The sequence below is a fragment of the Algoriphagus taiwanensis genome (assembly GCF_036245645.1).
In the GTDB taxonomy this organism is placed as follows: Bacteria; Bacteroidota; Bacteroidia; order Cytophagales; family Cyclobacteriaceae; genus Algoriphagus; species Algoriphagus taiwanensis.
In genome coordinates this window covers 25,958-39,210 of sequence record NZ_BTPE01000022.1, presented here as the reverse complement: position 1 = coordinate 39,210, position 13,253 = coordinate 25,958, and the positions used below count along the sequence as shown (strand labels likewise).

At 43.5% G+C, this 13,253-nt stretch carries 10 protein-coding genes; 6 read left to right on the top strand and 4 right to left on the bottom strand.

Features of this window, described 5'->3' with window-relative positions:
• Nucleotides 1–82: 82 nt before the first annotated feature.
• The 5 genes from AAA938_RS19420 (at nucleotide 83) to mtgA (ending at nucleotide 7,401) form a co-directional block, all read left to right on the top strand.
• On the top strand, nucleotides 83–1,945 hold the full coding sequence (locus AAA938_RS19420; RefSeq protein WP_338230482.1) for a DUF3857 domain-containing protein: 1,863 nt from the start codon (nucleotides 83–85) through the stop codon (nucleotides 1,943–1,945).
• A complete protein-coding gene (locus tag AAA938_RS19415) occupies nucleotides 1,942–3,876 on the top strand; it encodes a DUF3857 domain-containing protein (protein ID WP_338230480.1) in 1,935 nt (644 codons plus the stop codon). Before AAA938_RS19420 ends, AAA938_RS19415 begins: the two co-directional genes overlap by 4 nt.
• Before the next feature lie 4 nt (nucleotides 3,877–3,880).
• On the top strand, nucleotides 3,881–5,806 hold the full coding sequence (locus AAA938_RS19410) for a DUF3857 domain-containing protein (RefSeq protein WP_338230478.1): 1,926 nt from the start codon (nucleotides 3,881–3,883) through the stop codon (nucleotides 5,804–5,806).
• Nucleotides 5,807–5,904: 98 nt separating this feature from the next.
• Nucleotides 5,905–6,699 carry a class I SAM-dependent methyltransferase gene (locus AAA938_RS19405; protein ID WP_338230476.1) on the top strand — a complete coding sequence of 265 codons (795 nt, stop codon included), beginning with the start codon at nucleotides 5,905–5,907 and terminating at the stop codon, nucleotides 6,697–6,699.
• Nucleotides 6,700–6,705: 6 nt separating this feature from the next.
• Nucleotides 6,706–7,401, top strand: a complete 696-nt coding sequence (mtgA, locus tag AAA938_RS19400) for a monofunctional biosynthetic peptidoglycan transglycosylase (RefSeq protein WP_338230475.1) — start codon at nucleotides 6,706–6,708, stop codon at nucleotides 7,399–7,401.
• Nucleotides 7,402–7,830: 429 nt separating this feature from the next.
• Here mtgA and AAA938_RS19395 read toward each other — a convergent pair whose 3' ends face one another.
• Together AAA938_RS19395 and AAA938_RS19390 are read right to left on the bottom strand one after the other, a co-directional pair.
• Complete coding sequence (locus tag AAA938_RS19395; RefSeq protein ID WP_338230473.1) at nucleotides 7,831–9,609, bottom strand: chloride channel protein; 1,779 nt, start codon at nucleotides 9,607–9,609, stop codon at nucleotides 7,831–7,833.
• Nucleotides 9,610–9,639: 30 nt separating this feature from the next.
• A complete protein-coding gene (locus AAA938_RS19390; RefSeq protein WP_338230472.1) occupies nucleotides 9,640–10,572 on the bottom strand; it encodes a M28 family peptidase in 933 nt (310 codons plus the stop codon).
• A gap of 69 nt (nucleotides 10,573–10,641) precedes the next feature.
• On the opposite strand from AAA938_RS19390, the gene AAA938_RS19385 reads away from it, so the two are divergent.
• The gene (locus AAA938_RS19385; RefSeq protein ID WP_338230470.1) at nucleotides 10,642–11,634 is read left to right on the top strand and encodes an NTPase; all 993 of its coding nucleotides are present in this window, start codon (nucleotides 10,642–10,644) and stop codon (nucleotides 11,632–11,634) included.
• Between the two features lie 206 nt (nucleotides 11,635–11,840).
• Here AAA938_RS19385 and yjjX read toward each other — a convergent pair whose 3' ends face one another.
• Together yjjX and AAA938_RS19375 are read right to left on the bottom strand one after the other, a co-directional pair.
• The gene (gene yjjX, locus AAA938_RS19380) at nucleotides 11,841–12,407 is read right to left on the bottom strand and encodes an inosine/xanthosine triphosphatase (RefSeq protein WP_338230468.1); all 567 of its coding nucleotides are present in this window, start codon (nucleotides 12,405–12,407) and stop codon (nucleotides 11,841–11,843) included.
• A gap of 21 nt (nucleotides 12,408–12,428) precedes the next feature.
• A complete protein-coding gene (locus AAA938_RS19375) occupies nucleotides 12,429–13,136 on the bottom strand; it encodes a YebC/PmpR family DNA-binding transcriptional regulator (protein ID WP_338230466.1) in 708 nt (235 codons plus the stop codon).
• Nucleotides 13,137–13,253: the final 117 nt, after the last annotated feature.

The following is a 13,253-nucleotide window of genomic DNA, read 5'->3' as shown; positions in this document are numbered from 1 at the left end:
GAAAAATTTTTTATAAAAATTTACCTAAAAAATTTTTAATGAATTTTCCTTCTTTTATACTTGTCATAATTTCCCTTAATACATGTTTAGATTTCAAGTTTTTGCCTGCTTTTTATGTCTTTTTTTAATGGACATGGGCAAAGGATTTTCCAAGACCTCTCCTCCCGTTTATTCTCAGCTTGAAGAAAGGCAGGTCGTCACGCTACATGCTGATTTCTCAGTAAGTCATGAGGTTACCAAAGATTTGCTGGTCATGTCCAGAGAGGGGCTAGACCATGTACGGGTAGTGTTGGGATATGATAAGTTGCGGAGTATCGAGTCTTTCGAGGCAGAAATGATCAATCCCCTCACCCAAAAATCACTTTTGAAAACCAAATTGAAGGATCTCCGGGACGTGGCGCAGTTTTCTCAAGTAAATATTTTCGACGACAACCGACTGAAGATCTACGAACCTTCTACTTCTGTTTTTCCTGTTCTGGTCAAAATTCGGTATGTGATGAAGTCCAAAACGAACTTTGCTCTGCCGACCTGGGTGCCTGTACCCAATTACAATCAAAAGGTCAAAGAGGCCATTTTCTCTGTGGTTTATCCTGAGCAGCTGGGGCTGAAGTACAAGGAGGTGAATCTGCCCACAGAGAAGAGAGAGTCTTTCGAGACAGGTTTGAAGACCGTTTCATGGATTGTCTCGGATTTGGAGGTTCAGGGCAAAGACTTCAAAAAGGAAGATGACTATCGACTCCTGCTTGCGCCAGTAAGGTTTGGATTGGAAGGCGTGGTGGGAGAAATGAGTGATTGGACCGGCTTGGCCGCATGGCAATATCAGCTTAACAAAAATAGGGATAAGCTGCCCGATGCTTTCAAAGCCCAAATCCAAGACATGGTGTCTGAGGCAGACACAGATTTTAAAAAGATTCAGATTCTGTACCAATATCTCCAGAAAAACTTCCGCTATGTGAGTATTCAGCTTGGCATAGGGGGGTGGCAGACCCAAGTGGCTGCAGAGGTCTATCAGAATAGGTTTGGGGATTGCAAAGGCTTGACCAACCTGATGAAAGCTATGCTGGCTGAAGTCGGGATTGAGTCCAATTACACCTTGGTATATGCTGGCACGGATGCCGACGATATAGAGGTGGACCTTCCTTCCAATCAGTTTAACCACGTCATTCTCCAAGTGCCTTTGAAAACCGGCCCCATTTGGCTGGAATGTACCTCGAGTACGCTTCCTGCAGGCTATTTGGGAGAATTTACCAAAGGGAGACATGTTTTGGTTGTCCGGGAGGACGGTGGGTATTTGACCCAAACCCCGAGCTATAATACTGAAGTATGGAACACCCTGAGCAGCAAAAACAAAATCCGGATTGACAATCAGGGCAATGCGGTGATTGAGTCGGCAGTTTCGGCTCAGGGAAACTTTGCTGTGAAGCTGACTGACGTCAAATATCACCTGGATGCCAGACAGCAGCGGGATTTTCTAAACCGAAACTCAGGCATTTCCGGACTTTTGGTCAATGGTTTTCAGATCGATCTTCATCAGGAGGATTCCCTGCCCAAAGCTGATTTGGCCTATGATGGAGCCATCATCAAGTTTGTTCAAAGCACAGCCAAGCGCCATGTATTGAAATCCTTTTTGGGAAAAATCACTGAAGATCAATTGGCTTTTTCCAACCTTTTCAAAACAGAGGAATACGAAATCCAGCTTCCGGAAGCCTGGCAATCTGAGTCCCAACTCCCCCAAGTGGATCGAAAGGAGGAATATTTTTCCGCTTCACTGCAAAGCCGCTTGGATGGGGATCGTCTTCTCATTAGCACAGCGCTTCAGATTAGACTTCCTGAGGAGTTTTCGGACGAAGAAAAAACCAATCTGGTCAAGCAGATCAACTCCACCTTTGATTACTCTCTATTATTCTTAAAAACCCCCACCACAAGCACATTACCTAATCCATGAAGAAACTGTTTTTCCTTACCTTTTTGACCCTTTCGGTCGGATTGGCTTACTCACAAAGTCAAAAAATGGGAGATCTGTCTCCTGAAGAAATTGCTTACAACGAAGTAGCCTACGAACCGGGCTCTTCAGCAGTCATGCTGGTGGCTACGGCCGACTCTAAGTTTTTCTCCCAGATATTCGAGACCCTCCATTTTCGCAGAATCAAAATCCTGACTGAAGCAGGCAAAGAATATGCGGACATCAAAATCAGGTATTTCCGAGGCGACCGGGGTGTTGAGGAGATTTATGGGGAAAAGGCCCAAATTATCAACATCGTCGACGGCAAGCAGGTCATCACCAAACTGGGCAAAGAAAACATCTTCGATGTGGATTTGGGAGATGGATATCGGGAAAAGAGATTCGTTTTTCCAGATGCACAGGTTGGGTCTATTTTAGAATACTCCTATCGCAAGGCGGATAAAAACCTGGAATTCTTGGATGGCTGGACATTTCAAAATTCCATGCCTACGCTCTATTCCAAATACCAGGTGACTATGATTCCACAATTGGAGTACAAGACCATAGGTCAGGGATCCAATTTTTTCACCAAAGCAGAAAGAGAAAGCAACAACGGGACGTATGCCTGGACGCTGAGGAATCTTTATTCACTCAAGGAAGAGCCCTTCATGAAAAACTACAGGGACTACCTAGATCGGGTGGAGTTTCAGCTGTATCGCTATCAGGTAGCAGCTACCACCTCTGGTGCAGAGTGGAAGGATTTTCTGAGTACTTGGGAAAAACTCGGCGATGAAATGATCGAGTACTATTCCATGAAGGGATTTTATCGGACCAACCCGATCGAAAAGGATGCCCTATCCGCCGACCTTTCTGGAGAAAATGAAACAGAGAAAGCCAAAAAGGCCTACTACTATATCCGGGATAACTTTGCCAACGAAGGAGTGGACTGGATTTATACCAATCAAACCCTTCCCCAACTCTTGAAATCCAAGCAGGGATCTCCAGGAGAGCTGATTTTGGCCTACATGGGTCTGCTGAAATCCATGGGAATCTCCTGCGAGCCAGTTTTGATCGGAAGCAAGGGTTACGGGCGAAGTTCCATTGTTCCTTACCCATTCCTCAATCAGTTTGATGAGATTCTTCTACTGGCCACTTTGGATGGAAAGCCCCAATTATTGGATTTGAGTGATCCCTTGGCTCCCTTCGGCTACGTGGATTTGGATAAGCATGTATCTGGAGGTCTTTTGTTGAAGAAAAACCAAAGTCAACTCATCAATTTGGCTGTCAAACACAATTCTTCTGAAATGATCTTCTCAGACGTGGTCCTGGACTCCCAAAGCGGAGAGCTCCAAATGAATTACAATGTGAGGAGCTCGTATTATGAGGGATTGGATCAATTTCACCGAGTGGACAACTTGAAAAAGGCAGAAAAACCACTCGCCGAGATGTTTGACGTGGAGGAAATGGAAATGGAATTGAGAAATGTAGAAGTAGAAAACCTGCTGGAGGAGAAAAACTACCTCAATACCAAATTCCAACTGGTCATGGCGGGTGCAACTGAGCAGGAAATGCTGGTGTTTAACCCCTTCAAATTCTCCAGTTTTTCAAAGAATCCGTTTACCCAGGATTTCCGGGTTTTCCCAGTGGATTTTGGGTATTCCTTCCAGCAATCACTGGTAGCTAATATCCATATTCCTGAAGGCTATGAGATGGAAGACTATCCTACCGATGAGGTATTGACCATAGATGGTGCCCCCTTGATTTTTACTTTTAAGACAGAGCAAATCGGACAGTTATTTAAGGTCAATGCTAAAATCGAAGTCAGGCAGCCTTTGATCTCCTCCGAGCAATATGTGGATCTGAAGTTTTTGATGGAAAGTATCGCCAATAAGCTGAATACCCCGGTGATTATGAAAAAGACTGCCCGCCCATGATTTTATGCGAAGAGAAATTTTCCTGAGCCTGATCTTGGCCCTAGGGACAGTAGGGCTTGGTTTTGGGCAGGTAGTGTTTGGTAAATATTCAGAAGTGGAATTGGGATTGGAAACAGTCCCTTTTCAACCCGATGCTACGGTGGTGACCTTGTGGGAAGAGGCGAATAGCTATTTCGTAATCAATGGGCTTTCGACGGATTATCATTATCGGTTTAAGGTGCTGGATGATAATCACGAAAATTTTGGAGACATTCTGATTCCTTACTATAGGGGTAAATACAATACTGAGGACATTTCCAAAATCCAAGCCCAAGTCTCCTATATAGAAAATGGGGGTAGGAAAACGTTCGTTCTCACCAAAAGTGAAATCAAAGAGGTGAATCTTGGAGGAGGTGAATTTCAATATGTGCTCGTATTTCCTCATGTCAAAAAAGGGAGTATCCTTGAATTGAAATACCGGAAACTAGACCAGGAATATGGTATTTTGGAAGGTTGGGCCTTTCAAAAAAAGTACCCTGCTCTGTTTAGTAAATACAGCTTTAAGGCTCCGGATTTTTTTCAATATCAAATGATCATGCAAGGGAAGCAAGTGGCTGAAGCTGCAGAAATCTCCGAACGAAAAAATCAATATTCTTGGCTTAGGAAGGATATTCCCTCCCTTCCCAATGAGCCCTTTGTCGGAAATCTTCTGGATTATCAGGAGCGGGTGGACGGCTATTTATTTTCCAGTCAATATGTAAGTTCAAATCAGCTGGAAAACTCAGAAATCGTGTATTCCTCCTGGAGCCAACTGGCCAATACATGGCTTCAAGTCCCGGATATGAATTCCTACTTTATCCAGTCTCCCGAATCCATCCCTGACTATCCCACCCTAAAACTGGACAGTCTGACTAAAATCGAGCAGGCAAAGAAGATTTACCACTTTGTAGCCAATGAAATCAAATATTTAGAGTCTTCGTGGATAGAGCCTATTTATCCACTTGATGTTCTATTGAAGAAGAAGGAGGGCAACAGTTTTGATAAAAATCTTTTGTTTCTCCATCTGCTCAGAAGGAGTGGGTTTGAGGCCAATTTGGTTTTGATCAATGAAAGATATCGAGGGAGGACACAGCTGATTCCGGTTCCTTTTATCAACCAGTTTCATACCTGTCTGGTCCAGTTGAATTTAGAAGGGAATCAATTTTTGGTGGATGCCAGCGATCCCAATATCCCATTCGGGATGCTACCTGTTGAAAAAGTGAGGGATAGGGGATTTGTACTGGAGTTTGACATGGGGAGATTGGAGGACTTGACCTATGCCCACCGGTCGGGAAGTATACAAATGGTCCGCTTCGAAAAACTCTCGGATGGAAGCATGGGCTTCAAGAGTCAGATTAAGTTTTTGGATCAGGAAGCCCTGGCGATGAGTCAGTACCAGAAGGGAATAAAGGATACGGTCGAATTACTAAAGGACGATCAGAGGTTTGATCGATTTGATATTTCCAATCTTTCAAGTTTGGATCAATTGGAGAGCCAAAGATCCTTCTCGATTTTTTTTGATGCTAAGTTGGAAGAACCCAAAGATGAGCTATTGTATTTGACACCCTTCGCTTTTTCCAAATTTTTCGAAAATCCCTTTGTGCAGAATGATCGAGTGCTGCCGGTTGAATTTAATTATCCGTTTTTTGAAAATATTAATGCCAGCATTCCTATCCCACAAGGATTTGAATTGGAGGATTATCCCGAGTCTGTTTCCATCACCAATCCGAGCAAGACCATCCGGTTTAATTTTCTGATTAACAAGGTGGAGGATGAGTTAAAAATATCTTCCAGGCTAGAATTCAGTACTTCCGCTGTACCGGTTTCTGAATATGGTGATTTAAAGGTTTTAATGGAGACCGTTTCTGCCAAGCTGAAATCACCTGTGATATTGAAAAAGACGACACCATAAAACGCTGTATTTAGAAAGGAGGGACTTATTTGAGGGTAGCGAAGATAAATTATTGGCTAAACACCTGTAACTTTCCGGCCTACCAGAGCCCCTTTTATATGGCAAATTATCTGCATGGTTTTATCCCCGAAGAGCAGCAGCGACTGATCGATCAAGCGGGATTTTTGGCACCAAAAATCTTTAAAAAGATAGATTTTTCGGGATGCGAGCACCTTCTTGAAATTGGCTCAGGGGTAGGCGCGCAGACTCAAGCTTTGCTTAGCCTATTTCCCCAGTTGAAAATCACCTGTGTGGATTATTCAGACTCGCAGATCGAGAAGGCCAAAGAGAACTTAAAAGGGTTTGAGGATCGGGTTACCTTCTCGGTTCAGGATGCTATGGAGCTGAATCTGGATCAAACATTTGACTCCGCGTACATTTGTTGGGTTCTTGAGCATATAGCGGAGCCAAGGATAGTATTAGAAAAAGTTCACAGACATCTTAAGCCGGGCGCCAAAGTTTTCCTGACAGAAGTATTTAATTCTACCCACTATACTTTCCCGGCACTTCCTTTTGCCCAAAAGTATTATCGAGCCTACAATGATTTTCAGACCCAAATCGGCGGTCATCCAGAGATCGGCGCAAGTCTTGGTAATCTCCTTCAGCAGTCGGGATTTACACAAATTTCGCATTGGTTGGGAGGGTTTCACTTGGATCAAACCCACCCGGAAGAGCTGAAGGCTATGATTTCTTTTTGGGTAAAATTGATGAAAAGCGGTGCTGAACATTTGATTCAAGCAGGCTTGGTTACAGAAGAGGAGGTGAGGAAAATGGAAGAAGAATACCATATGCTACCTGAGAATGAAAATGCCGTTTTTTTTATCCAATTTGTTCAGGCATTTGCCTCTGTCTGATTCTCTATGAAAGTTATTCGTTGGGTCTTTCGCTTCATCTGGAAATTAACCTTGTGGTTTTTTGGGCTTTCCATAGGCTTGGTGATTCTTTATCGCTTTGTTCCGATTCCAATTACACCTTTGATGGTGATTCGTCTGTTTGAGCAGGCTACGGATTCCAAAAGAGAAATGAGATTGTACAAGGATTGGGAGCCCCTATCTTCTATTTCCCGCCATGTACCTCAGGCAGTGGTAGCTGCCGAAGACCAAAAATTCCCAGATCATAGTGGATTTGATTTTGAGGCTATGGAAAAAGCTTGGGAAGGAAACAAAAAGGGAAAAAGAATCAAAGGTGCCAGTACCATCACCCAGCAGACGGTGAAGAATGCCTTTTTGTGGCCAAACAGGAGTTACATCCGAAAAGGACTGGAGGCTTATTTCACAGTTTTGGTTGAGTTCATCTGGGGGAAAGAGAGAATCATGGAAGTCTATCTGAACATTATTGAGATGGGAGATGGAATCTACGGCATCGAGGCAGCTGCCCAGCATTACTACAAGATTCCTGCCGCCAAAGTCAACCGGAGTCAGGCGGCTTTGATTGCGGCCGTACTTCCCAATCCCCTTCGATGGAATCCTACTAGGCCTACTGCCTACATCAAAGGAAGGCAATCCTGGATATTGAGACAAATGAACAATTTGGAACCGGTTGGGTACGGAAAATAAGAATTGAACTTTCCCCATTAAAATTTCAATTTTTCCTGAAATCCATTTATTATTTAGTTGAATTTTTTGGTTTGTTTTGTTCCTAATGGGTCAAGAGTATTTCCAACCAAATTTTATTCTAAATCACAATCTTCCATCGATTAAATTTAGGTATCATTCTTTAGAAGAAAATTGTTTTAGAATTTTTTAAAAGTTGCCTCTAAACGCGCTGAGAGGCATAAAAAAAAAGCAAGAAAAATTTATCCACAAATTCAATTATTTATCCACACACCTGTTATAAAAGGAATTAAATACCTGAAAATAAACAGGTTACAAAATTTACATTACGCAGATTTTGTGGATAAAGTTTGCTAAGTAGAAAAGGAGCATGCTTTGTTTTTGCTAAAAAAGTGGATAAATCAAAAATCCAAATTTTATTCTAAATCGGCTTTAATCATGCTTTTGTCTCAGTAATCTTTTGCGATAGGCATTGAAGATTCTTGACTTGGAAACAAAGCCGATGTAGCGTTCCTCCTCCAAGACAGGGAGGTTCCAAGCACCTGAGCGTTCAAACTTCTCCATCGCTGTTTGCATATTTTCAGTAATGGATAGTACTTCTGGGGGACTGTGCATCAGCTGCTTGACGAGTAGGCTTTGTTGTTTTTCCGGATCAAACATGATATCCCGGATATCATCCAGAGTGATGATGCCCAATAGCCTTTTTTGATCATCGACGACCGGGAAAATATTCCTCTTGGATACCTTCACCAAGTTGATCAAATCCAACAGCTTGGCTTGGTGGTGAATGGGTAAGAGGTCCCTTTCGATCACATGGGAAAGGGTAATATTGTCCAAAAGCTCCTGATCTTTGGATTCTGGAAGGGATTTTCCCTGATCTCTCAGTTGAAGTTTGTAAAGGCTGTCTTTTTGGAAATAGGTGGTCGTGGTGAAAGAGATTGCTGATACAAACATCAAAGGAATAAAAAGCTCATAGCCCCCGGTGATCTCAGCGATTAGGAATATCGCCGAAAGAGGGGAATGCTGTACTCCAGCCATCACTCCGCACATCGCGACTAGAGTAAAATGGGCCAAAGGCAGTTCGATGTGGAAATCCACCATGTTTTTGGAATAAGCAAATACAAATCCCAAAATCCCTCCCACATAGAGTGAAGGCGCAAAAATACCGCCACTTCCTCCTGCGCCAAGCGTAATGGCAGAGGCAATAGGCTTCAGCAAAATGATCATGACCAAAAAGCCAATGATCAGAAGAGGATTTTCAAAAGAAGAAAAGAAGGGGCTTTTTTCCAGAATTTGGGAGGATTTCCCTTCGATGAGCAGGTTCAGCGTCTCGTAGCCCTCTCCGTAGATGGGTGGAAAAAAGAAGACAATAAATCCCAAAAATGCTCCACCATAAAGCAAGCGCATCCATTGGTCGTTCAAATCTTCCATCGCGCGCTCAGTTTTTCTTACCATTCTTGAGAAATAAAGCGAAACAAGTCCGCACCCGATTCCCAACAGGAAATAATAGGGCATATGGCTGGCACTGAAGGAATCTGTCAGGTTGAATTTGAAAATGGATTCTTTGCCCATCAAAACCATAGAGGTCAAGGAACCCATCACAGAGGCTATCAGGAGTGGAATAAAGCTTGCCGAGCTGATTTCCAAAAGGATTACTTCGACCGCAAAAATCACAGCTCCAATCGGGGCGCCGAAGATGGCCGAGATAGCCCCTGCAGCTCCACAACCAATAAGCAAGGCTCTTTTTTTCGCATTGAGATGCATCAGCAATCCTACATTTGAACCGATCGCCGAGCCCGTGACCACCATAGGAGCTTCCAATCCAACCGATCCTCCAAAACCAACCGTAAGCGCTGAAGTGATTACCCGGCTATACATTTTCACTCGGGGAATCAGGGCTGAATTTTTGGAAATGTTGAAAAGTACATCCGGGATTCCATGCCCGCCTACATCTTTGAGCAGATATTTGCCTGCAAAGTATGCCACACCTATCCCGATCAGCGGATAGAGGATATAGAGAAAATTGGCATATTCCGTATAAAAATCCTCAGTAAGAAACTTCTGAATAGCATGCACTGCTTCCTTGAGAATCACAGCAGCGATACCCGACAAAATTCCAATCAAACCACTCAGAATAAGCACAAAGGCCTGATTGCTCATGTGCTTGAGCCTCCATACCAGTAGTCTTGTTATGAGATCAGTTTTTGCCAAGTCAGATTTGTTTTTTTGCTGTGCTTAAGATTAGTCGGCCAATTGATCATCCAATGCCAAAATGCATTTGAGAATCAAGTTGGTCGCATTGATGTAGAATTCTTCCTGAATATTCTTGTATTCATCTGAAGGGCGATGATAATCCTCGTGATCCTCTACACCGAAATAGATGTGAGGAACTTTTTTCTCAAAAAATGGACCATGGTCCGAGGCTTGGGTCCAATCTTCCCTTCCTGTGCCTGGTTCGTCATGTCCAAATTTCAGGGTAGGTGAAAGGGATGCCGAGGCCTTTTCCAAAATTGGCTTGAGTTGAGGGTTGTGGTATGTTCCCGAAGCATAGATTTCATTTTTGTCATTTCTGGAGATCATATCCATGTTGATATTGACCACAATCTGCTCGAGAGGGTAGGGAAAGTCCCTGACCAAGGCTTTGGCTCCCTGAAGGCCCATTTCCTCAGCATCCAGTGCTGCAAATAGTAAGGCATGTTTGGGGCGATTTTTGGAGAAATAGTCTGCCAGTGCCATCAGGGCTGCCGTTCCGGAGGCATTGTCGTCAGCACCGTTGTAAATGGAATCTCCGTTGGCATCCGGTCTGCCTACGCCCACATGGTCATAGTGAGCGGTGATGACGATCACTTTTTTGGACTCACTTCCCGGGATGAATGCCACCAAATTAGCCGCGTCCTCATAAGTTTTCTTTTCGCGTCGGTTTTCGAAAGAAAATCGCTGAATAAAATCCGGATAAATGGGCTCCGCGAGAGATAGACTTTTATAGTGCTCCAAAATATACTTTTGGGCTTTTAGATTCCCTGTAGTCAGGGGTTTTCTACCCTGAAGCTCGTCAGAGGAGAGGTATCGGAGATGGCTGAGAAGTTGCTCGGAATCTACTTTTTGGGAAAGAACTGGAAAAGTCAGCGATAGGAAGGAAATAAAAAGAAGAAGTTTCAGGTTTTGTTTCTGCATCTGGCGATATGTTGTGCGTTATGTATATTCGTAAAAATACTAAGCTAAAAATCTCTGCCACCTGATTCAATGAAATATATCGGCTCTTTTCTCCTGTTTTTTACTTTTTCGATTGCTGGATTTTCTCAGGGAGCCTTACCCGAGAGTTTTTTCAACGGGAAATCTGTCGTCGTTGTATCTACCGATCCTGGTTCTAGGCCAGTTTTGTCTTGGAAGGAGCTGGCAGACAGCGTTCATGTGCATTTGGTAGAAGCGGGAGGAGATCCTATCGCCTATTTTGAATTAGAGCAGGTGGTGCTTTCGGAGGCTCGGCAGGCAGATTACGCTCGCGCCTTTCAGCAGCGTCAAGTGAAGAATGTCATTTTGGTGACGCGTCAAAAGCAAAAGCTGAGTATTCATATTGGCCCTTTTAGTGGTGATGGGAAAATCATCCCCACCACAGCGCTCTATGGTGTATCCGGAAAGGACTGGAATGAAGCAGGAAATCAGCTGGCCGAAGTCGCAAAAGGTACTAATTCAAAAAACTACCTGGTTTTGGATGTGGCAGAATTTCCCCAGATCAGCACTCAGGAGACTGCCCAGTCAGTTCAGCGATTCCTACCCCGAAATCCGCTCAATCTGGAGGTTTTCAAATTGGGAATTCCTTTGGAGGGCTCCTCTGCCGAGACGGGTTTGATGAGCTATTTTCGATATGATCTTTTGGGAAAAAGCCAGGATGCCATACTCACCGAGCAGGCAGCCCAGAAAAATCAGATTCAGTCGATATTTGAAAACCTATATCCCAATCAAATCGAATGGCTGACTGAGGCCAAAACCAATCAGGAGTTGATCCGCGATCGAGTCCAGTTTTTGCTGGTAAGAGTAGAAGGTAGGCAAGCAGATTTGATGGAAAGTATGGGTTTGGAGCCTTTTGGAGGGGAAGAAGGTGCAAAAACCGTGGTAAAATATTACATCAAGTTTTTGGTCAGAGATGAGCTTTACATAGGACCGGAGTGGGATGCTGATCCGGATTGGAAAGTGGCATTGACCCAATTCCTAAGAAACCTCCAAAAACCAGCATGAAAAAAGCCTCCCGAGGGAGGCTTTAGAGTAAAATTGACTTTGGGGTGATTAAAGCAACTTTTACTGAAAATAGTGGTGAAAAGCAGAAATCTTAATATCAATCGCTTATTTCTTAAAAGAAGAGATTAATCTTCACTTTTGCAATTATTTTTAAAAATTTCTAAATAAAATCTTAATACTCGATTTTATTAATCATTTCCCGGCCATTAGTAAATATTTTCATTAAGGAATGGAATCAAGGCCAGGATAATGGCCTGCTCGTAATAAGCCGATCTGTTGACCACTCCTTTGGTAAGAATCCCGACGGATCCTCCACTTAGTTTGGAGTTTTCTCGTTCGAAGATCAAATCATCTGCTTTTCCCAATTCCATCCCGTTTTTGACCAAGTCTGCCACTTTCTTGGGTAGATAAAAACAGCCGGTTTTAGCCTGTCCTTTTCTTCCATTTTTCCCAAGAATATAAATCCAGGCAAAGGCAAACATCCCATGAGCATCTTCATCAACTCCTCCTTCGATACCCACCCAAAAATTTGCCTCAGGAAATACACCGCGGGAGTTTTGAGCCCGGTTTTTTGCTCCCAAGAGTGTTTGTTCATCACCCACGGGTTGATCTGGTACGCCGGAGAAAGCATGGATTCCCTCTACCAAAAAGGAACGATTGAATGCTTGGGTGAAAGCATCTTCAGTACAGGAAATCTTTACTGGGTTTTTGCTTCCTACCAAAACCAAAAGTTTTTCGGAAGGCTTTAAATTTTCTCTTCTTTTAAACTGCATGAATCAAGGCCAATGAGTGAATTAGGCCATATTGGTGAATACCTGGTTTACATCATCGTCTTCTTCCAGACGGTCAATCAGCTTATTGATGACCTCTTCTTGCTCTTCGGTAAGTTCGGTGAGCGTGGTTGGGAATCGCTGGAAATCCGCCGAGATGATTTCAATTCCTTTGTCTTCCAAGGCCTTTTGCATGGCTCCGAAGTCTTCAAATTCTGTGTAAACGAACAGTTCTCCTTCGTTTTCGTCAATATCGGTCAAGCCAAAGTCGATCAGTTCCAACTCTAACTCTTCCATGTCATAGTCTCCTTTGGCAAAACGGAAAACTGCCTTTCGGTCAAACATGAAGCTTACAGAACCGGATGTACCTAGAGAACCACCGGCTTTGGTAAAGTAGGATCTTACATTCGCTACCGTGCGGTTGGTATTGTCTGTGGAGGTTTCCACGATGACTGCGATACCAAAGGGCCCGTATCCTTCATATACAATCTCCTCATAGTCCCTTTCCTCCTTGTTGGATGCACGCTTGATCGCTGCCTCGATGCGGTCCTTGGGCATTTGTGCACCCTTGGCATTTTGAATTACTGTTCTCAGCTTGGCATTGGTTGTGGGGTCGGGTCCTCCGGCTTTGACAGCCATTACGATCTCTTTTCCCAGACGGGTAAATACCTTGGACATCTTGTCCCATCTTTTGAACTTCCGTTCTTTCCTGAATTCAAATGCTCTTCCCATGGATTTTCATTTTAGAGGTGGGCAAAAATAACAATTCTTTTCACTTGGGGGAAAAAGGAAAAGTATTGAAGAAAAAAGAAAAGCAGGCCCATATCTTCAGTCTTGCTCCGCAAAAAT